The organism is Aeromonas sp. YN13HZO-058 (assembly GCF_001921245.1).
Classification (GTDB): Bacteria; Pseudomonadota; Gammaproteobacteria; order Enterobacterales; family Aeromonadaceae; genus Aeromonas; species Aeromonas allosaccharophila.
This window is the reverse complement of the sequence record NZ_MQSY01000079.1, coordinates 25,113-43,985: the sequence shown is the minus strand read 5'-3', so window position 1 is coordinate 43,985 and position 18,873 is coordinate 25,113. Positions and strand designations below refer to the sequence as shown.

Sequence of the window (18,873 nt, the reverse complement as noted above, 5' to 3'; positions counted from 1 at the left end):
GAGAGCTGAGCCTGTTTATCGGCAAGGTAGCAAATGATGGCAGGGATCATGACTTGGCTCCCATATCGTGCTGGCTATGGTCCATCCCTTCCATCTCATCCGTTGCAGGCTTGGCGTCGCCGTTAGTATCGGGTGCCTTCTCCTGATGGATGGTGGTGATGCGGTACTCATCCCCCTCCTGCATCACTTGCAGGTGCAGGGTCTGCCCCTCGGCCAGCTTGCTGATGTCCACACCGTCGGCGACGGTGAACTCCATCTCCATGGCGGGCCACTGCCACTCCGGGATGGGCTGGTGGGAGACCATCAGGGTGCGGTTGGCCAGATCGATGCTTTCAACCTCGCCCTGGGTCCACACCAGGGCGGGACGCACCGCCGTCATACGCTGGAAATCTGAATCGATGGCCGATTCGGAGTCGAGCAGGAACTGCGCCGAGCTGACGATGCTATCCCCAGCCTCTACCCCTGCCTTGATGGCGACCTTGTCGCCAAACTGGGGGCCGAGGGTGACAGCCACCGACTTGAAGTTGCCATCCCCCAGTGCCAGCACCAGCCGATCCTGACTGCCGGTGCGGATCACCGCTTCGCTTGGTACCACCAGCCGGGGTTCCCCCTGCCCGGTGCGAATGCTCACCTTGGCGAACATATTGGGTTTCAGAAACTCGTCCGGGTTGGCGAAGCGCAGCCGCACCTTGAGGGTGCGGGTGGCAGCATCCAGAGTCGGGTAGAGGTAATCCACCTTACCTTGCCAACTACGACCGGGGGCATAGTCGAGGGTCATGGTGACCGGATCCCCCACTTTCAGTTGGGCGGCCTGACGTTCGAACACCTCGGCACTGACCCACACCTGCTTGAGGGTGCTGATGTTAAAGAGGGCCGCAGCGGGCTCCACATACTGCCCCTCGCGCACCTTGAGCTCGGAGACATAGCCGCTGCTGGGGGCATAGATGCCAATGGTTTCGCGCACCTGACGGCTGCGTTTGAGGGCCGCAATCTGATCTGCCGGTACCTGCAGGGACTTGAGCTTGCCCTCGGCGGCGCGCAGCAGCAGCGGGTTAGCCGTGTTGAGGGCCAGCAGATACTCGTGCTGGGCGTTGACCAGATCCGGGGCGTAGATCTCGTAGAGCAAGGAGCCTTTGGTCACCTGCTGCCCCTCGCTCTTGATGGCGAGGGTACGGATCCAGCCCGCCATGCGGGCGTTGACAGCCTCCAGTTTGTCTTCGTCATAGCCGACATAGCCCACCGTTTCGATCTGCTGGTGGATGGGCAGCTTCTCCACCTTGGCGAGCCGTACCCCCAGGTTCTGCTGGATCTCGGGGCTGATGGTGACTGTGCCCGGCGAGCCATTTTTTTGCTCCTCATAGATGGGGATAAAGTCCATCCCCATGTTGTCCTTGGCGGGGGCATCGCGCTTGTCGCGGGGATCCATGGGGTTGACCCAGTAAAGGGGTGTCTTCTCCTTGGCCGCGGTGCCAGCGGTGCTCTGTTTGGCGACCCAGTAGCCGCCACCGGCACCAAGGGCGAGCAACAGGGCTGACATCAGGATGGTCTTGTTCATGAGTGGCCTCCAGCGCGGATCTGCGTGCAGAACGTGCAGGAGGATAGGGTGCTCGCGAAGGCCGCAACCTTGGACGGTGAAAAGTGGGCTGGTGACATGATACGTCTTCTCTTGTGCAGGCCGCCGGGCGGGTGAGGTGCAAGGCATCACCCAAGGGGCTGGCGGCAAACGGGGCGTTGCTGACGAGTCAGCAGACGCACGGCTCCCTGCTGCTGGCGGGGCCAGTGGTCACAGGGTCAAGCAAGGCGTGCAGACACGGGCAAGGTCAAGCTTGCCGCAGGCACGCAGTAGAAGATCGTTCTAGTGACGCAGCACCGACAGCATCAGATGTCGGCGCGGCCAGGAGGGAGGGTGAGTACCGCGGGATCGCAAGAAGGGGTCGCGCAGCCAGTTGTCCAGTACGCTGCTCGCCGCTCCAGTGGGCAGTAGCAGCAGCGGCAAGATAAACAGGGAGAGCAGCATGCCAAACAGCGGCAGGGTGTTGGCTGCGCCAGAGACGCCGGTCTGCATCTGGCAGTCACCGCTTGGGGTGGCGTCATCTCCCATCCCCTGATGGCAGGAGAGGGACGCGGTAGGGGTTTGGTGATCCATGACCGCCATCGGCTCATCGCCACCCATCACCATGCTGTGAGGCTGGGAGGCCATTTGTCGGGGCGAGGTGTCGAGCGCGGGTTGCGCCTCGTGCCAGCTGATGCAGAGGGTCAGGTTGCAGATGAGCAGCAGCGCCAGCAATAGCCGGGCCAGAGCAACTGAGGGCAATCTTGCAGCAAGCTGGGTGAGTGACAATCCGGGCATCCTTAGGGGGCGAGTTGCCAAACTCTAAACCTTGCTCGCAGGAGAAGGTCAAGGCTTCTGCTGGCGCTGCTGCTGCAGGTAGAGGTCACTGTATTTTTCCAGCAACTGGTCTATCCACTGGCTCATTCCCGGTGCCTGCAGCATGGGTTCCAGTTGCTCCAGGGTGCCAAGATGGGGGGAACGGAGCGAGACGGAAATATAGAGCTCGCCCCGCTGCAGTGGCCACAACAGATCCGCCAGACCGCTATCCGGGTAATTTTCTCTCAGGAACAGTCGGCCGGAAGAGCGGCCATACGGCACGAAGTCCACTCTGTCATTGGCCAGCAGGCCAAATACCTGTTTGAGGGAGTTGACCCTGTGGATGCGGGTATGGTCTTGCAAAAAACCATCCAGCTCGCTGCCGAGGCTGACCCCTATCATCATGGCGCCCCGCAATCCGGTCAGATCATCCCGTTGTTGCAGCAAGCGGTTGCTGGGCTGGCGCACAAACACCGCCATGTCGTTGATCGCCATCGGGGTCTGGGTAAAACGGGAGTAGCGCGATCTCTCCTCGTTGCGCAGGGCACAGATGTTGATGTCCACCTCGCCCGCTGCCACCTTTTGCTGACAGCGAGCCCATGGCCCCACATAGGAGAGATCGACCTTGAGGCCGAGCCGTTGATAGAGAGTGCTCACTACCTCGGCACAGACGCCCACAATCTTGCCGTCCGCGTGCCAGTTCCACGGAGGATAGTCATGGTGGCCGCAGGCCGTCAGGGTCGAGCTTGCCAGGGTGGCTGAGAGCCACCATTCGATCAGCATGAAATCACTCCCGGATGATGTCCTCTGATTCTAGATGAGGATGGCGGTGCCATTTTGCGCTGCATCCCGCAAACGGGAAAACTGGGGAGGGGAAAACCGGCTGTCGGAGAGGCGGTTACACTCGCCGCTCAGGGTGAGCCTTATCCGCCATTCCCTGCTGGCAGAAGAGGGACCTGGGCCTGTGCTGTGTAACAGGGCTGGGGTGTTGAGGCTAAACAGTTAAGTAATACTTAACTATTGCGTATGCCCAACCCTAATGAAGCTTGCCGCTCATCCCGTTAGGATGCGCGCCAGTCAATCACCACTATTGAGTGATGGTGCGTTTCCTGCGTCCGGATGCCGGTTGCAACAGGGAAGCGGGCCTCACAACATGCTTGCCAACCCTTCAATAGCGTGACGCCACGAACGTGCAATATAAAGCCGTTGGCCTCCCGGATGCTGATTGCCAGACACAGAAATGTCATTTGTTGAGATGCACACCCTCTCGGGTGCCCCCTTGTTCACTATTCAGGAGTATCGAAATGCAGCAACGACTGCTGTCGCTGATGCTTGCCGCTTTGCTGAGCCCTTCAGCAATGGCTGGCGGCCTTGCCCTCTACGAAACCAGCACTGCCAACAGTGCGCTGGCCAACGCAGGGGCTGCCGCCCGTGCCCAGGGGGCAGAGACCATCGCCAGCAACCCGGCCGGTATGACCAAGCTGGAAGGTACCCAGCTGCAGGTCAATGGCGGTGTGGTATACGGCGATCTCGAGCTGGATCTGGACAATGGCGGCAACAACGGCGGCAATGCGTTGCAGACCGCGCCGCTCGGCAGCGTCTATCTGACCCATGCCATCAATGACCAGTGGGTCGCCGGTTTCGGCATGTTTGGCAGCCATGGTCTGGGTATCGATTATGGTGATGGCTGGAAGGGCAGCGGCTATGTGCAAGCCGCCAAGCTGACCGGCATCGCTTTTGCCCCGAGCCTGGCCTACCGCATCGACGCCAACTGGTCGGTGGGGGCCAGCCTGATCGCCATGCACGGCAGTCTGGATACCTCGCTGGATATGACGGCAAATCATTTCGCGGGTCGTGAGTTCTCCGATAGCGATTGGGCCTATGGCGGCTCCTTCGGGGTGCTCTACGAGCTGGATCAACACTCCCGCATCGGCCTGAGCTACTTCTCCGAACTGAAGTGGAAGCTGGAAGATCAGCTGTTTACCCAGGTCAATCTTGCCGGTCTGGGCGTCGATATGATGATCCCGCAGACCGTCACCCTGAGTGGTTATCACCAGCTCAACGACCAGTGGGCCTTGCTGGCCAGCGCCAACTGGCAGCAGTGGTCCCGCTTTGGTGACATTGACGTGAATTCTGTGCCATATAGCACAACCGTTGATATGCACTACAAGGACACTTGGCACCTCAGCCTGGGTACCCAGTTCGACGTTACCCCCGCTCTGCGTCTGAGCAGTGGCATCGCTTATGACAGCAGTGCCGTGGACGATGTCCACCGTACCGTCAACTTGCCGATGGGTGAGGGATGGCGTTGGGGTCTGGGTGCCAGCTACCAGCTGAGCCCGGCCACCAAGCTGGAAGCCAGCTACACCCTGGCCTGGTTGGGGGATATGGCGGTTTACCAAAATGGTAAGGGGCGTCCGGAGATCTCCGGCACCTACAACAACAGCTATCTCAACTTCTTCAATATCGGTGTGCAGCACCAGTTCTGAGGCGTGAGTCAAGCAAGCCCCCACAGGTTGGGGGCTTCTCCATCCTGCCCGTAGCCGGTCTGGTTATTGCCAACCGGCGGGGGTATGAGCCGGGTGACCCTCGAGGGACACCCGTTTGATCACCCGTTACACGAGGAGCAACAGCGAATGTCATCACAACCTGCCTCTGCGTTAGCACGGTGGCTTTGGCGCCTGGCGTTTATTCTGGTCACGGTCGCTCTGGTAATTTTCTTCTCGAAAGGGGCCAGCATCTATCCGGTTGATGCAGCTCAGTTCAGTCATCCCCTGCCAGCCATCATGGTACTGCTCGATTCCGAGATCTTTATGGGGGTGATCACCGTCATTACCCTCTATGTCGTGCTCTATCTGATCCATCTGTTGTGGCAACTGCACGAGATTGCCGTGCATCGTGCCAAATTGTCCGAGTCGGTACATATCACCCTGGTGTTCGCCCTCTCCCTGTGCGGGCTGTTTATCGACAAGACCTGGTGGGTGCTGGCCATCATTATCGCCTTTGCCCGCTGGGATGTGCTGGCCGAGCGGATGAGCCAGATCATCGGCCATGGGATTCGCCGTGGTCGTCATCAAGGGGAGCCATCGTGAAAGAGATCCTGCTGCCCTATATCCTGATCGTCTGGTTGCTGGTCAAGCTGAAGGTGCTGCCCTGGAACCTCAAGACCGGTTTCTGGAGCACCGCGATCGGGGCCTTGCTGGCCCTCGGATTGCTGACCACCTCCCGCCATCTGGCGCCGGTGGACTTCACCGATTCGGCCACGGTCAAGGCGCCTCATGCGGTGCTGGGCCCCTTGCTGGGCACCAACCAGTTCCACCAGATCGACGAGATCCATGTCGTCCACAACCAGCAGGTGAAGAAGGGCCAGCCCATCTACACCCTCGCCAACTGGGAGAGCGATGGCAAGGCACAAGCCCTGAGCCACCAGATCGACGCCCAGCAGGCCCAGATCAGCGCCGAGCTGAGCCAGCAGCGCGCCATTTTGTCGCGGCTGACCCTCAATCGCAAAGAGCTGGCGCGGTTGACCCAGCTGGGCAGCTACTCCAGCATTCAGAGCCGCGATCAGTTGCAGGCCCAGATCGATGGTGATCTGGCGCAACAGAGTGTCAGCGAGGCCAAGGTGAAGATGATCGAGGCCCAGGTGCAGAATCTGGGGAGCGAGCTGGCGTTGCAACAACGGCGGAACGAAGAGAAGGTGATCCGTGCCCCGTTCGACGGTCAGGTGTCGGTGGTCAATCTGGCCAACGGCTCGCGTACCGGCAACATGCACCTCTACGATACCTCGCGCAAGTTTCTGGAGTTTCGCATTCCGGATCAGAGCTACCGCGCCATTGAACCGGGCCAGTTTGCCGAATTCTATGTGGATGCCTATCCGGGGCGGGTATTCCGGGCTCGGGTTCACTCGGTGCGTACCGGCACGGGTGAGGCCCAGCTGAACGCGATGCAGGGTGATCAGCATGTGCGCCAACATGTGGGCAACAACATGTCCAGCCATGGCCGTACCGTGGTGCTAGACATGCTGGAGCCGGAAGGGGTCGTGCTGCCCATCGGGGCGACCGGTTCGGCCTGGATCTCGGCACACAAACCCCATCCGCTGCTCGGCTTTATCGACATCATCGGTGCTGCCACTGTGCGTCTCAAGGCGATGAAGGCCTATCTGTTTGCCATGTAACGCACGGACATAAAAAAGCCCCGCCATGAGGGAGGGGCTTGGTGAGCGAGACCGAAGTGGTCAGGCCTGTTTCTCCGAGCGGCGCATGATGAGCCGGAAGAAGAGCGGGATAAAGAAGATGGCGATAAAGGTGGCCGCCAGCATGCCGCCGATCACCGGCCAGCCGAGGGCGTGACGGCTTGCTGCACCGGCACCGCTGGAGGTGACCAGCGGCACACAGCCGAGGATGAAGGCGAGCGAGGTCATCACGATGGGGCGGAAACGCAGGCGCGCCGCCTCCAGTGCCGACTCGATGAGGCTCATCCCCTCTTCGTGTTTCATCACCGCGAACTCCACGATCAGGATGGCGTTCTTGGCGGCAAGGCCGACGAGCGTCACCAGCCCGATCTGGAAGTAGACGTTGTTGGTCAGGCCCACCAGCCAGGTGGCCAGCAGGGCGCCGAACAGGGCGAACGGCACGGCGGTGATCACCGCAAACGGCAGGGTCCAGCGTTCATACTGGGCGGCCAAAATGAGGAAGATCATCACGATACCGAAGCCGAACGCTGTGCCTGCGCTGCCTGCGGCCGCTTTCTCCTGATAGGCGGAACCGGTCCACTCCAGCTTGGCATCGTTGCCCAGCGTATCGTTGGCGACCGCTTCCAGCGCAGCGATGGCCTGACCCGAGCTGTAGCCGGGGGCGGGCTGGGCCATGATCTTGGCAGCCTGGAAGATGTTGAAGCGCTCCACCAGTTCGGGGCCGGTGGCGTCACGCACCGTCACCAGACTGCTGAGCGGGATCATCTCTCCCTTGTCGGAGCGGACATAGACGTTACGGATGTCGCTCTTCTTGGCGCGGTAGTCCGCCTCGGACTGCAACTGCACCCGGTAGGTGCGGCCGAACTGGTTGAAGTCGTTGACATAGACCTGACCGAAGGTGGCTTGCATGGTGTCAAACACCGCATTGATCGGCAGCCCCAGTGCCTTGGCCTTTTCGCGATCAAGGTCCAGATAGACCTGTGGCACGTTGGCGCGGTAGGTGGTGGTGACGCTGGCAAACTCCGGTCGTTGTTTGGCTGCTTCCAGGAGGCGCTCCACTTCGCCGGAGAAGGCCTGGGCATCGCCGGTGCCACGGTTTTGCAGATAGGCTTCGAGGCCACCGGTGGTGGACATCCCCTGAATGGGTGGCGGGTTGAATGAGGCGACAAAGCCATCAGCCAGCCCGAATGCACTATAGCCTTGGAACTTCTTGGCCAGATCGAACGAGCTTTGTCCCGCCTCGCTCCGCTCTGCCCAATCTTTCAAAGGAATGAAAGAGAGCCCCCGGTTGCTGACAATGGAGTTGGAGAGAATATCGAAACCCGAGAAGGTCACCACATCCTGCACGTTCGGGTTGTTCATGATGATCTTGTCGAAATTCTTGGCCACTGCCTGGGTACGGGTCAATGACGCCGCATCCGGCAACATGATGGAGGAGATGAGGTATCCCTGATCTTCATTGGGCACCAGCTCACCAGGCACCTTCATCAGTAGAATGCCGATCGATCCGACGATCACCGCAATGATGCAAAAGGCCACGCCAACCCGGCGGTTGAGGAAGGCCACACCGCGCACATAACGGTTGGTCAGCTTGTCAAAACTGCTGTTGAACCAGACGAAGAAGCGGGCCGGTTTGTGGTGCCCCTCTTTCAATAGTACGGCGCACAGGGCAGGGGAGAGGGTCAGCGCCACCAGACCGGAGATGGCGACCGAGACCGCGACCGTGATAGCGAACTGCTTGTACATCACCCCTGTCATGCCACCCATAAAGGCGACTGGCAGGAACACGGCGCAGAGCACCAACACGATGGCGACTACCGGACCGGACACCTCTTTCATGGCGAGGATGGCAGCCTCTTTGGGCGAACACTTCTTCTCGTTCATGATCCGCTCGACGTTTTCGAGCACCACGATGGCGTCATCCACCACGATACCGATGGCGAGCACCATGCCAAACAGGGTCAGCAGGTTGATGGAGAAGCCGAGCACCAGCATGCCGGCGAAGGTCCCGATCAAGGATACCGGTACCGCGATACAGGGGATCAGGGTGGCACGGAAGTTCTGCAGGAACAGGTAGACCACCACGAACACCAGCAAGATCGCCTCGAACAGGGTGTGGACCACCTCTTCGATGGAGATTTTCACGAATTCGGTGGTGTCATAGGGAATACGGTATTCCAGTCCCTGCGGGAAGCGCTCCTGCAGGCGGGTCATGGTTTTTTCCACATCCTCTGCCACTTGCACCGCATTGGCGCCCGGTTGCAGGTAGGTGAAAATACCGATGGCCGACTTGCCATTGACACTGGCGGTCACATCGTAATCCTTGCCGCCCAGCTCGACCCGAGCGACATCGCGCACCCGGATCTTGGAGCCATCGGGCATGGAGCGGACGATGATGTCCTGGAACTCCTTAACATCTTCAAGGCGACCCTTGGTCTGCACCGTGTAGGTGAAGTCGATAGGGGTCGTGGTGGGCTGGGCGCCGATTTTGCCTGCCGCGAACTGGGTGTTCTGCTCGCGAATGGCGCCGATCACATCGCTCGGGGTGAGTTCGAGCTGGGCCAGCCGATCCGGTCGCAACCAGATCCGCATGGCATAGTCGGTACCGCCAAACAGGGTCGCATCACCCAGGCCGGGAATCCGCTTGAGCTCGTCAATGATGTTGAGCAGGGCGTAGTTCGACAGGTAGGTGGTATCAAATTCTCCGTCCGGAGACTGCAGTGTCACTACCTGCAGGATCGAGGTGGATTTTTTGCGAACCGTTACCCCCTGCTTTTTCACCTCATCCGGTAGCTGGGCCATGGCGGCCGAGACCCGGTTGTTGACGTTGATGGTGGCCTGGTCCGGATCGGTGCCGATGTCGAAGTAGACGTTGAGGCTCATCTGACCGTTGGAGGCTGATCCCGACTGCATGTAGATCATGTTTTCTACACCGTTGATCTGCTGCTCCAGTGGCGCGGCTACGGTCTGAGAGATCACTTCTGGAGTCGCGCCCGAGTAGTAGGCCGTGACTTGCACTACGGGTGGGGTGATCTGGGGATACTGCTCGATGGGGAGCGAACGCATCGCCGCCAATCCGCTCAGCACGATAATGATCGAAATCACGCTGGCGAAGATGGGGCGTTCTATGAAGAACTTGGAAAACATACGGGCTCCTTACTTGGCCGCAGACTGGCTGACCACCTTGGTGGTGATGGCCTTCATCTCGTCGGCCGAGACCGGTTTGACCACGGCGCCGGGGCGAGCTTTCATCAGGCCTTCGACAATGTAACGGTCACCGGCATTGAGGCCACTGTCGATCAGCACACCATCGGTGACCACAGGTCCCAGCTTGACCGGACGCGGGATCACCTTGTTGTCGGCATCCACCACCATCACCATGCGGTCGGCTTGAGACTGGACGATGGCGCGCGGCGGCACCACGATGGCGTTTTTGCGCAGGCCCAGATCGATGGTCATGCGGACAAACTGACCGGGCAGCAGCACGCCGTCCTTGTTGTCGAAGATGGCACGGGCACGGATGGTACCGGTCTGCGGATCGACCCGGTTGTCGGAGAAGTTGAGCTTGCCCGCTTCCGGATAGACGGAGCCATCGGCGAGGCGAATATGGGTGCGCCAGGTGGTGGCGTCCTTGGCTTCAATGATCCCTTTCTTTACCGAGTTCTCGAAATTGAGGCGATCCTGCTCCGAGTAGGAGAAGTTGACGTAGAGGGGATCAAACTGGGTGATGGTGGTGAGCAGACCATTTTCGCCGCTGGTGGAGATAAGACTCCCCTCGGATTGGGAGCTCTTGCTCGCCATGCCGTTGATGGGGGCGGTCACCCGGGTGTAGCTGAGGTTGAGTTCCGCCTCTTTTACCATGGCCTGAGCCGCCTGATGGCTGGCGATGGCGGCTTCGTAGTTGGCGATGGTGTTGTCATAGTCTTGGCGGCTCACCACCTGACGTTTGAACAGGGGAATGATGCGATCCCGATCGGCACGGGCCTTGTTCAGACGCGCCTGCTCCTGAGCCAGGGTCCCCTTGGCCTGCTCCAGCGCCACCTTGTAGGGTTCGGGATCAATTAGAAACAGCTCCTGACCGGCGGTGACCGGCTGGCCTTCCACATAGGTGCGCTTGAGCAGGATGCCATTGACCCGGGAGCGCACATCGATCTCGCGAAAACCGGCGGTCTCGCCCACCATCTCGGTGGTCAATGGTACATCGGTCAGGGTGGCTTCGGCGACCACCACGGGGACGGCGGGCATGGTCTGGGCCGTCTGGGTCGTCTCGCCACCGCAGGCGGTCAATCCGCCAATCAGCGCCAGGGTCAGCAAGCTACGTTTGTACATCTCTTTTCCGGCAAGGGGCACCTTCATCATCACACTCCTGTTCAATCGATCCCGGTTGCTGCGTTCAGCAAAACACTCCATACACATCATTAACTTCATGATTAAAAAAACAACTTTTTTATGAGAGGAATGAGAGATGATAGGTCTGTAATCTGAACCCAGCCTTCTCAAGGTGGCAATCAAGGTTGCCGATTGACGAAAAAAGCCTGACTTTTTCCAATGTGGCGAAGCTCAGCGGGGATGTTCGGCCCGAGCGAGGGCGGCCAGCAACAGGGCACTGCTCTTCTCGTCTTGGTGATAGCCATTGAGAGCGGAGAGTCGTTCGGCTGCGGGGCCGTGGGCCACCAGACGCCCGGCTTTGAGCTCGATCAGGGTGGTGAAGTTGCGTCTGACAAATTCGGCGTCGTGACTGATGGCTACTATGGTGGTGCCCTTCGCCCGTTCGCTGACAAGCCAGCGCTCCAGAATGGCAAGCCAATGGGGATCGAAATCTCGGCTCGGCTCATCGAGCAGCAGCAAGGCGGGCTGCATGGCATGGAGGCAGGCCACCGCCACCATCCGCCGCTGACCGGCATCGAGATCCAGCGGGTGGGATGCTGCCCACGCTGTCAACTCGCACTGCGTCAGTGCCGCCGCCACCCGTTCCCGGATCTCTTCCCCCGGCTGTTTTTGCAGGCGCAGGCCAAAGGCGATTTCATCGTCGACCCGGCTGTGAAATAGCTGGCGCTCCGACTCCTGAAACAGAAAACCGATCTGACTGGCGCGCGCCAGTGCCCGCTGCTCGCAGAGCGCCTGTTGTTGCCAGTTCACCGTGCCGGAGGTGGGGGCCAGCAGGCCCGCCGCCAGGCGCAGCAGGGTCGACTTGCCTGCGCCGTTATCCCCGACGATGGCTACTTGCTCCCCGCTGGCAATCTGCAATGTGATGTTGTGCAGGCAGGGATTGTCCGGCGCCCACGAGAAACAAAGGCGGTCAAAGCTCAGCATAAAATTCCCGCAAAATGGCCAGAGGGTAGGGGTTATGGTGCGGGTCGCGCGCCAGCAACGCCTCGCGCAGGGAGTCTGGCAGGATCACCCGCCCGGGCAGATGGGGCAGCACCTCGCCCAGTTCGCCGCTGGTCAGCTGGCGGCCATGGTCGAGCAGTACGAACTGCTCGCAATAGTGAGCGGCCGGAAAAAGCCGCTGCTCCAGCAAGATGACGCTGCAGCCGCTCAGCTCGCTGTAGTGGCGGATCTGCCGCAGCAGGGTGTGGCTCGCCTCCGGGGTCAGGCGGCTGAAGGCCTGATCCAGGATCAACAGTTTGGGCTGCATCGCCAGCGCACAGGCCAGCACCACCCGCTGGGCCTGCCCTCCCGACAGGGAGAGCGGATGTTGCGTCGCCAATTCCTCGCAGTGACAGCACGCCATAGCATCAGCCACCCGCCGACGGACCTCGGCCATCGGCAGCGCCAGATTGGCGGGGCCGAAGGCCACCTCATCGGCTACCGAAAAGCAGCAGCCGGAAAATTGCAGATAGGGGGATTGCTGCACCCATTGGCGTTGGGCCGCCTGTTCATTGAGCTGCCCCCCGTCGTGGGCAGTACCGAGGATGATGCCTGTCCCGGCCAGGGTGTCGAGGTGCAGCTGCGACCAGCCTCCCGCCAGCAGTTGAGCCAGCAGGGATTTTCCTGCCCCGTTGCCGCCGAGGATGGTGAGCCACTGGCCAGCACCCAATTCAATGTCGAGGGGCCCCAGCTGGAAGTGGTCAGGATGGGCCGCATGGCCGATGGTCAACCCTTGCAGCGAGATCATGGCCACCACCTCCAGACAATCTCCAGTAGCACCAGTGCCAGCAACAGATAGCGCAGCAGCGGCTCATGGCGCCGCTGCGGGATCTCGACCACGCGAGTGCGGGTCGGCTGGCTGCGAAAGCCCCGCAGATCCAGCGCCATGCTGCGGGTGGCCAGTTCGCTCAACGCCTGCCCGACCAGCGGCGAGAGCAGCGGAATGGTAGCGCGCAGCCGGGCCAACGGATGGCCATCAAAGGGGACGCCACGGGCCAGCTGGGCCTCCTTTATCGCCCGCAGCTGGTGGCCAAGTTGCTCCTTGAGCAGCAGCGGACCGCAGCAGAGGTAGGAGAGGGCGATGGGCAGCCGGCTGGCAAACAGCGCATGGACAAAGCGCTCGGTCGAGACCGCCCACAGCCAGAGTTGGGCGCTGGCGAGACAGGCGAGCAGGCGACACCAGAGGGGCAGAATGGGGACGGTTTCGCTGGCAGGAACCGCTGGCATGCCGAGCAGGATCCGCAACCAGGGGCCGTGAACCAGATAGAGCCCCAATCCCAGCGGCAGCATCACCGCCAGCACCAGCTTGACCCGGGAGCGGGCTCCCGGTAGCACCATTAACGCGAGCAGCGGCAGCAGGCTCCAGCCCCAGAGCCAGGGGGGCGGCAGCACGCTGGCCGTGACCGAAAACCACAGCCAGAGTGCGAGGGAGGTAAACGGGTGCATCAGCGCACGGCGGCCATCTGCGGGAAGTGGCGCAGGGTGCGCTGCGGCAGGCGGCGTACCAGCCCCCAGGCGATCAGCACGGTCAGTAGCTTGTCCAGCAGGTTGGTGCCGAGCACGGTGACGGCGACCGACTCTTGCAGATCGCTGCCCATGGCGTGCAGGTAGGCAACCATAAAGTCAGCACCGCTGCCGGTGGCGCCACCAAACAGGTAGGAGCGGATGGGAATGGCCACCAGGGTGAGCGCCAGGGTGATCACCACGCTGCTCACCACTACCTTGGGCAGATTGTTGAACCAGCCCGCGCGCGCCATCAGACCGGCACTGAGACCAATCATCATGGCGACCGGGGCAAAGGCTGCGGCGATGGGGCCGGTGAGCAGGCCCCACAGCAGGTTGGTGAGCAGACCGGTGGCGATCGCCATCCAGGGGCCCGCCAGAATGGCGCAGAGCACAGTCCCGATGGAGTCGAGGAAGATGGGCAGCTTGAGCATGGAGACGGCCTGTCCCGCCACCATGTTGATGGCGATGCAGATGACCATAAAAGCCAGGTTGTAGCTGGAGAGTTTACTGACGGACATAGTGATCCTCACAAGGTTCTGGGGGTAATGAGCAGCTCTTCATAACCGGATTGGGGGCAGGGGGCACGGCCAAAACGGTACGCCTCCAGCTCTCCGACTACCAGCTCGAGGGTGGTGCGCACCCGGCAACCGGGCAGCACGTGGCCGCCGCGCATCAATCCCTGCTCGTCAGAGATGGAGAGATGCAGGTGTTCGCACTCCGGATCCAGGGTGCCGCCGAGGGCGATTACCTCGAAGGCCCCCTCCAGCAGGGTGCCATCGGGCTGGGCGGCATAGCGCAGGTTGGCGTGGGTCAGGCTGCCGACCGCCCCGGCGATCCAGGCCGCCTGCAGGCCATGTCGGACCATATGGGCGCGCAATCCGGCGATAAGATCCTCCCCGGGCAACAGGCGCAGGGCCAGAAAACGGGCGGGGGAGAGAGGAAGGTGAGTTGGGGTCACTGCTGGCACTCCTTGCTGCAAAAAGAAGGTGCCCTGAGGCACCTTGTCTGGATAGGCTGTTTACGCCCTTTTATCGCAGGCAACCGCGAGCCGCTTCACAGATTGGCGATATCATTGCGGCATCCGGCGCCACATCAGGCGAAGCAGGCCCAGATGGGAGCGTGGTCGGAGGGTTTTTCGATGCCGCGCAGCTCATAGTCGATACCGGTCTCGGTTACTGAGTCCTTGAGGGCGTCGGAGGCCATGATGAGGTCGATGCGCAGGCCGCGGTTCTCGTCAAAGCCCCTGGAGCGGTAGTCAAACCAGGAGAAACGCTCGCACTCGGTGGGGTTGGCGGCGCGGAAGGTGTCGGTCAGGCCGAACCCTTTCAGCCGTTCCATCCATTCGCGCTCGATGGGCAGGAAGGAGCACTTGCCATCTCGCAGCCAGCGCTTGCGGTTCGCTTCGCCGATACCGATGTCGAGATCGGTGGGGGAGATATTCATATCCCCGATCAGCACCAGCTGGTCGTCCGGGGTGTGGTTGGTTTCGAGATAGTGCTGCAGATCTTCATAAAACTTCTGTTTGGCCGGGAACTTGGTCTCGTGATCCTGACTTTCACCCTGCGGGAAGTAGCCGTTCATTACCTTGATGAGGGAACCGTCTTCGCGCTCGAAGGTGGCCATGATCATCCGGCGCTGCGCCTCTTCGTTGTCGGTGGGGAAGCCTTTCTCCACCTTGACCGGCTTCTGCTTGCTCATGATGGCGACCCCGTAGTGGGCTTTCTGGCCGTGAAACTCCACGTGATAGCCCATGGCCTCCACATCGGCCAGCGGGAAGGCTTCATCGTGCACCTTGATCTCCTGCAGGCCGATCACATCGGGCTGGTGCTTGTCGATGATGGCTTGCAGTTGGTGCAGGCGGGCGCGCAGGCCGTTGATATTGAAAGAGATGATCTTCATGTCCGGGATGCTCATGTCATTTTTATAAGTCGCTATTGGACTAGGAATCGTCGGTGGATGCAAGTTTGGCTGCGGGCCTGCGTCAGTGGCACGCCCGCTTGGCTGGGGGGAGAGATCAGCGGGTCATCTTCTTGACAAACACCACCACAAACAGCGCCAGCGTGAAGCTGCCGGTAAAGGCCTCGAAGGCGGCGAAGAGCCTTGAGAGGCCGACCGGGGTAAAGTCGCCATAGCCCAGGGTGGTGAAGGTGACCACGCTGTAGTAGAGGCACTCGAGCAGGAAGATGGCGTTCTGTTCGAAGGGGGCATCCGGCCGATAGATTAGGTGGTTGCCGGAGAAGTTGAGGCCGCAGAAGAAGTAAAAAATGCTGCAGATAAAGATGAGCAGCAGGGAGAAGAGCACCACCCGCATCGGGGCCTCGCCATAGCCGCAGAACAGATCGACCACCCAGGAGGTAAAGCGCTGGCTCGACCAGAGCGGCAGTTGCAGCCGGCGCATGGTGAGCTCCTGCTGGATATAGTTGCCGGACATGGTGAAGATCCCCTGCGCCTCGGAGGCTTTGCGCAGATCCCGGTAGGTCTCTTCCGCCTCCTTGAACCAGACACGCGCCTGTTTGGGATCCCGTTCGCGGCGCCCCTTGCGATCCTGCATCACCCGTTTTCCGGTCTGCATGTTGTCGAGCCGGGTGTTGTGCCAGCGGATGCCGAGCAGGTTGACGTCATCGAGGGTGGCGCACTGGAGGTTGGCATCACTGAGATCGGCCTTCATCAGGCTGCCGCCCTTCATGCGCAGGCCGTAGAGGTGGCCACCGCGCAGGTTGGCGCGATAGAGGTTGCACTGCTCCAGCAAAAATCCCTGTTCGGACTCCTTGTTGACCAGATTGAGACCAGCCAGATTGGCCCGTGACAACTGCAGGCCGTGGCAGAGACCGCCAGCGCGAACGTACTGTTCGAGCGCCTCGGCGGTGTGGGCTTCCTGATGGGGTCTGTGGGGATCATGCCAGTGGCAGAGCTCGTGCTCGCCAGCCTCTTCACTGCAGTGGCGGCCATCGGCCACCAGATAACGACACATCGCCATCTTCGTTTCCCTCGCATTGCCGAACTGGTTTCAGCATAGGCGGGGAAAAGGGGGCGTGGCGGCGTCTTAGCTGAACTGGTTGAACTCCTGACGTAACTTGCGAAAACGCTCCTGTTGGGCCGGGTTGAGGGGAATGCCGTCGAGCACGTCCAGAGTGTCTTTGCACTCGGCGCCAAATTCCGGGCTCTTGCGGTTTTTCTGCATCAGTTGCAGCAACACCTGGATCTTGTTGAGGGCCGCACCAGTGTTGGCGGGGGCACGGCGCAGGGCTTCGCGGAAGTGGCCGAGGGCCTGCTCCAGCTCGCCGCTCTGATAGGCCTTGATCCCCAGATCGTTGAGCTGCTGGTAGCGCTGACGCCGCTCCAGCACCGTCTTGTCATCCCGGGTTGCCTGAATGCAGGTGGTGAGCAGCCGGTCTTCATCCTCCGCCAGCAGTCCCTGCAGGCTCTCGGCATACTCGAACTCGCCGAGCTGGTAGAGGGCGAGGATGGTTTCGCCAAGCAGGGCGGGGGGCATGGTGGCTGGTTCATCGAGCCAGTTCTGGTTGGCGCGATAGAGCATCTTCTTGCCCTTGAGCAGCTCCCCCAGCGCAATCTGCACCCGGGCCTGACAGATCTGCTCGAACACCGGGTAGTTGAACTCCGACATCATCAGCGAATCGCGGATACGCGACAGGGCGGAATTGACCTGCTTTTGCAGGTTGGCGATGTGGTAGCTGTCATTGCTGTTGAGGGCGTAGAGGGTCAGGGTCTGGATGTAGGCCCCCAGATAGTGGGGGGTGCGATGAATCGAGTTGCGCGACAGATCAATAAGGGCAAGCAGCACATCCTTGGCCTGGGCGTAGTCGTGGCGCTGCAGGCACACCTCCGCCAGTCGGCGGGAGAGTTGCACCGACTGGGGGGAGATATCCACCGCCCGTCTGAGCTCCTGCTGCGCCTGCTCGTCATGGCCGAGGGCCAGCAGGGACTCCGCCAGCCAGAGGTGAGCCTCCACCATCAGCGGGGTATTCTTGAGGGTCGCCTGCAGATGGCTGACTGCCTCCTCGTGGAGCCCCAGGGTGTTGCACGCCTTGCCCAGCGTCAGGCGGGCCCAGCTGTTCTCCTGCCCGGCCAGCAGTTGGCGCATCAGGGCGCGCGCCTCCTGTGCCTGACCCAGCTTGAGGTGGGTATCGGCCTGCAGGCAGCGGCAGTAGTTGGCAAAACGGGGCACCGCATCGGCCCGCTCGGCGCAGGCGGTAATGAGGGCCGCCAGATTGTCATCGGCCAGCGCGCTAAAGACGCTGGCCAGGGCGTTGCGCCGGGCGAGGGCGCGTTTGAGGCGAAACGAGAACTGCTCCTGGGAGAAGGGCTTCATCAGGTATTCGTCGGGTTCGGCTTCCAGCGCGCTCAGCACCATGGCGCGGGAGCTGTCGCCACTCACCATGATCACCACGCTCTGGGGCGGGATCAGATCTTTGTCGCGCAGGCTTTCGAGCAGCTGGCGACCGTTTTCGCCGACCCCCAGATCGTAATCGATGAGATAAATGTCGAAACTGCCCTTCTGGCAGCGGCGCCGCGCATCCTCGGCGGTATTGGAGTAGGTGATGTTGCTGATCCCCAGATTGATCAGCATCGCCTTCATCATCACCTGAAACGAGCGCTGCTCATTGACCATCAGAATGCGTTGGGGCTTGGCTGGGCTCTTTTTTTCTGGCTCTTGTTCAGGTGTCTGCATCTGTCTGGGTCGAGGCGCTGCGGGCTGATGAGGGAAAGTGTGCCACCAAAGCGCGTGAAGTGGCAATCAATGTGCTTTTGCCGCATCGCTTTCTGTTCGCGGGTCACGTTTTTTCCGGATTTATCGGGGCCATGTGGTTGATCCATATCAAATAAAGTTCAGATGGGGTGGCAGCCTGCGGCGCACTTTTTAGACTGATAGAGGGGACCGGAGAGACGCTCCGGTCAGCTGTAGACCCTATCAGGCAGGCATCAGGGCCTGCATCTGTCCATGGAACACTCAGGGAGGGAGCAAAAATGAGTCTGTTACCGAGCCGTACCAGTCTGTTCGATGACCTGTTTCGCGATATGGCGTCCGGCTTCTATATTCGTCCCCTGCACGGGGATCCGCTACCGAGCCAGATCAGGCTGGATTTGAAAGAGAGTGATGACAACTATCTGTTGCAGGCCGAGCTGCCGGGCGTCGCCAAGGAGGATATTCATGTGGATATCCATGGCAAGCAGGTGACCCTGAAGGCGGAGATCCGCCAGTTTGACAGCGAGAACAAGGATGAGCGAACCCTGCGCAGTGAACGCTACTTCGGCAGTGTCTCGCGCACCCTGGAGTTGCCGGTCGAGGTGGCGCTGGACAAGGTCAGCGCCAGGTTCGAGAACGGCATCCTCACCTTGCAACTGCCCAAGCAGGTGGAAACCCCGGCACCTCATCGGGTGACCATCGAATAACCCGTCATCAATGAACCCTAATGAT

Annotated in this window: 17 protein-coding genes; 4 read left to right on the top strand and 13 right to left on the bottom strand. The window is 60.9% G+C overall.

Annotation, left to right across the window (positions count from 1 at the left end; genetic code table 11):
- Positions 1 to 46: 46 nt before the first annotated feature.
- The 3 genes from BSP75_RS20315 to BSP75_RS20305 all read right to left on the bottom strand — a co-directional run bounded on the left by BSP75_RS20315 (position 47) and on the right by BSP75_RS20305 (position 3,151).
- Positions 47 to 1,555: an efflux RND transporter periplasmic adaptor subunit gene (locus BSP75_RS20315; RefSeq protein WP_075114422.1), complete on the bottom strand. Its 1,509-nt coding sequence runs from the start codon at positions 1,553 to 1,555 to the stop codon at positions 47 to 49.
- Positions 1,556 to 1,855: 300 nt separating this feature from the next.
- Positions 1,856 to 2,350 carry a hypothetical protein gene (locus tag BSP75_RS20310; RefSeq protein WP_075114421.1) on the bottom strand — a complete coding sequence of 165 codons (495 nt, stop codon included), beginning with the start codon at positions 2,348 to 2,350 and terminating at the stop codon, positions 1,856 to 1,858.
- A gap of 48 nt (positions 2,351 to 2,398) precedes the next feature.
- A complete protein-coding gene (locus BSP75_RS20305; protein WP_075114420.1) occupies positions 2,399 to 3,151 on the bottom strand; it encodes a transporter substrate-binding domain-containing protein in 753 nt (250 codons plus the stop codon).
- 521 nt (positions 3,152 to 3,672) lie between these two features.
- Here BSP75_RS20305 and BSP75_RS20300 point away from each other — a divergent pair.
- The 3 genes from BSP75_RS20300 to BSP75_RS20290 all read left to right on the top strand — a co-directional run bounded on the left by BSP75_RS20300 (position 3,673) and on the right by BSP75_RS20290 (position 6,542).
- Positions 3,673 to 4,857 carry an outer membrane protein transport protein gene (locus tag BSP75_RS20300; protein WP_075114419.1) on the top strand — a complete coding sequence of 395 codons (1,185 nt, stop codon included), beginning with the start codon at positions 3,673 to 3,675 and terminating at the stop codon, positions 4,855 to 4,857.
- 147 nt (positions 4,858 to 5,004) lie between these two features.
- A complete protein-coding gene (locus tag BSP75_RS20295; RefSeq protein WP_058054103.1) occupies positions 5,005 to 5,460 on the top strand; it encodes a hypothetical protein in 456 nt (151 codons plus the stop codon).
- Positions 5,457 to 6,542, top strand: a complete 1,086-nt coding sequence (locus tag BSP75_RS20290) for an HlyD family efflux transporter periplasmic adaptor subunit (protein WP_075114418.1) — start codon at positions 5,457 to 5,459, stop codon at positions 6,540 to 6,542. The genes BSP75_RS20295 and BSP75_RS20290 overlap by 4 nt, the downstream gene beginning before the upstream one ends.
- Before the next feature lie 60 nt (positions 6,543 to 6,602).
- Here the strand turns inward: BSP75_RS20290 and BSP75_RS20285 are convergent, their stop codons facing one another.
- The 10 genes from BSP75_RS20285 to BSP75_RS20240 all read right to left on the bottom strand — a co-directional run bounded on the left by BSP75_RS20285 (position 6,603) and on the right by BSP75_RS20240 (position 18,126).
- Positions 6,603 to 9,707, bottom strand: a complete 3,105-nt coding sequence (locus BSP75_RS20285; RefSeq protein WP_075114417.1) for an efflux RND transporter permease subunit — start codon at positions 9,705 to 9,707, stop codon at positions 6,603 to 6,605.
- Positions 9,708 to 9,716: 9 nt separating this feature from the next.
- Positions 9,717 to 10,916 carry an efflux RND transporter periplasmic adaptor subunit gene (locus tag BSP75_RS20280; protein WP_075114416.1) on the bottom strand — a complete coding sequence of 400 codons (1,200 nt, stop codon included), beginning with the start codon at positions 10,914 to 10,916 and terminating at the stop codon, positions 9,717 to 9,719.
- 204 nt (positions 10,917 to 11,120) lie between these two features.
- Positions 11,121 to 11,873: an ABC transporter ATP-binding protein gene (locus BSP75_RS20275; protein ID WP_075114415.1), complete on the bottom strand. Its 753-nt coding sequence runs from the start codon at positions 11,871 to 11,873 to the stop codon at positions 11,121 to 11,123.
- Entirely contained in the window at positions 11,860 to 12,678 is an 819-nt protein-coding gene (locus BSP75_RS20270; RefSeq protein WP_075114414.1) for an energy-coupling factor ABC transporter ATP-binding protein, read from the bottom strand. The genes BSP75_RS20275 and BSP75_RS20270 overlap by 14 nt, the downstream gene beginning before the upstream one ends.
- Positions 12,675 to 13,376, bottom strand: coding sequence for an energy-coupling factor transporter transmembrane component T (locus BSP75_RS20265; protein WP_075114413.1), 702 nt, complete (start codon positions 13,374 to 13,376; stop codon positions 12,675 to 12,677). The genes BSP75_RS20270 and BSP75_RS20265 overlap by 4 nt, the downstream gene beginning before the upstream one ends.
- Positions 13,376 to 13,954, bottom strand: a complete 579-nt coding sequence (locus BSP75_RS20260; RefSeq protein ID WP_075114412.1) for an ECF transporter S component — start codon at positions 13,952 to 13,954, stop codon at positions 13,376 to 13,378. The genes BSP75_RS20265 and BSP75_RS20260 overlap by 1 nt, the downstream gene beginning before the upstream one ends.
- A gap of 8 nt (positions 13,955 to 13,962) precedes the next feature.
- Complete coding sequence (locus tag BSP75_RS20255) at positions 13,963 to 14,394, bottom strand: DUF296 domain-containing protein (protein ID WP_075114411.1); 432 nt, start codon at positions 14,392 to 14,394, stop codon at positions 13,963 to 13,965.
- Positions 14,395 to 14,528: 134 nt separating this feature from the next.
- Positions 14,529 to 15,335 carry an exodeoxyribonuclease III gene (xthA, locus tag BSP75_RS20250; RefSeq protein ID WP_075114410.1) on the bottom strand — a complete coding sequence of 269 codons (807 nt, stop codon included), beginning with the start codon at positions 15,333 to 15,335 and terminating at the stop codon, positions 14,529 to 14,531.
- Positions 15,336 to 15,450: 115 nt separating this feature from the next.
- Positions 15,451 to 16,413 (bottom strand): ion channel, encoded by a 963-nt coding sequence (locus BSP75_RS20245; protein ID WP_075114409.1) that lies wholly within the window; start codon positions 16,411 to 16,413, stop codon positions 15,451 to 15,453.
- Between the two features lie 66 nt (positions 16,414 to 16,479).
- On the bottom strand, positions 16,480 to 18,126 hold the full coding sequence (locus BSP75_RS20240; protein ID WP_058054094.1) for a tetratricopeptide repeat-containing response regulator: 1,647 nt from the start codon (positions 18,124 to 18,126) through the stop codon (positions 16,480 to 16,482).
- A gap of 296 nt (positions 18,127 to 18,422) precedes the next feature.
- On the opposite strand from BSP75_RS20240, the gene BSP75_RS20235 reads away from it, so the two are divergent.
- Entirely contained in the window at positions 18,423 to 18,848 is a 426-nt protein-coding gene (locus tag BSP75_RS20235) for an Hsp20 family protein (RefSeq protein ID WP_042057885.1), read from the top strand.
- The last annotated feature ends 25 nt before the right edge of the window (positions 18,849 to 18,873 follow it).

Excerpts from the sequence above, each read along its gene's own strand:
- BSP75_RS20245 (WP_075114409.1), bottom strand. The coding sequence starts at position 16,413 with ATGGCGATGTGTCGTTATCTGGTGGCCGATGGCCGCCACTGCAGTGAA.
- BSP75_RS20260 (WP_075114412.1), bottom strand. The coding sequence starts at position 13,954 with ATGTCCGTCAGTAAACTCTCCAGCTACAACCTGGCTTTTATGGTCATC.
- BSP75_RS20300 (WP_075114419.1), top strand. The coding sequence starts at position 3,673 with ATGCAGCAACGACTGCTGTCGCTGATGCTTGCCGCTTTGCTGAGCCCT.
- BSP75_RS20285 (WP_075114417.1), bottom strand. The coding sequence starts at position 9,707 with ATGTTTTCCAAGTTCTTCATAGAACGCCCCATCTTCGCCAGCGTGATT.
- BSP75_RS20265 (WP_075114413.1), bottom strand. The coding sequence starts at position 13,376 with ATGCACCCGTTTACCTCCCTCGCACTCTGGCTGTGGTTTTCGGTCACG.
- BSP75_RS20295 (WP_058054103.1), top strand. The coding sequence starts at position 5,005 with ATGTCATCACAACCTGCCTCTGCGTTAGCACGGTGGCTTTGGCGCCTG.
- BSP75_RS20280 (WP_075114416.1), bottom strand. The coding sequence starts at position 10,916 with ATGAAGGTGCCCCTTGCCGGAAAAGAGATGTACAAACGTAGCTTGCTG.
- BSP75_RS20235 (WP_042057885.1), top strand. The coding sequence starts at position 18,423 with ATGAGTCTGTTACCGAGCCGTACCAGTCTGTTCGATGACCTGTTTCGC.
- BSP75_RS20305 (WP_075114420.1), bottom strand. The coding sequence starts at position 3,151 with ATGCTGATCGAATGGTGGCTCTCAGCCACCCTGGCAAGCTCGACCCTG.
- BSP75_RS20240 (WP_058054094.1), bottom strand. The coding sequence starts at position 18,126 with ATGCAGACACCTGAACAAGAGCCAGAAAAAAAGAGCCCAGCCAAGCCC.
- BSP75_RS20310 (WP_075114421.1), bottom strand. The coding sequence starts at position 2,350 with ATGCCCGGATTGTCACTCACCCAGCTTGCTGCAAGATTGCCCTCAGTT.
- BSP75_RS20270 (WP_075114414.1), bottom strand. The coding sequence starts at position 12,678 with ATGATCTCGCTGCAAGGGTTGACCATCGGCCATGCGGCCCATCCTGAC.
- xthA (WP_075114410.1), bottom strand. The coding sequence starts at position 15,335 with ATGAAGATCATCTCTTTCAATATCAACGGCCTGCGCGCCCGCCTGCAC.
- BSP75_RS20275 (WP_075114415.1), bottom strand. The coding sequence starts at position 11,873 with ATGCTGAGCTTTGACCGCCTTTGTTTCTCGTGGGCGCCGGACAATCCC.
- BSP75_RS20315 (WP_075114422.1), bottom strand. The coding sequence starts at position 1,555 with ATGAACAAGACCATCCTGATGTCAGCCCTGTTGCTCGCCCTTGGTGCC.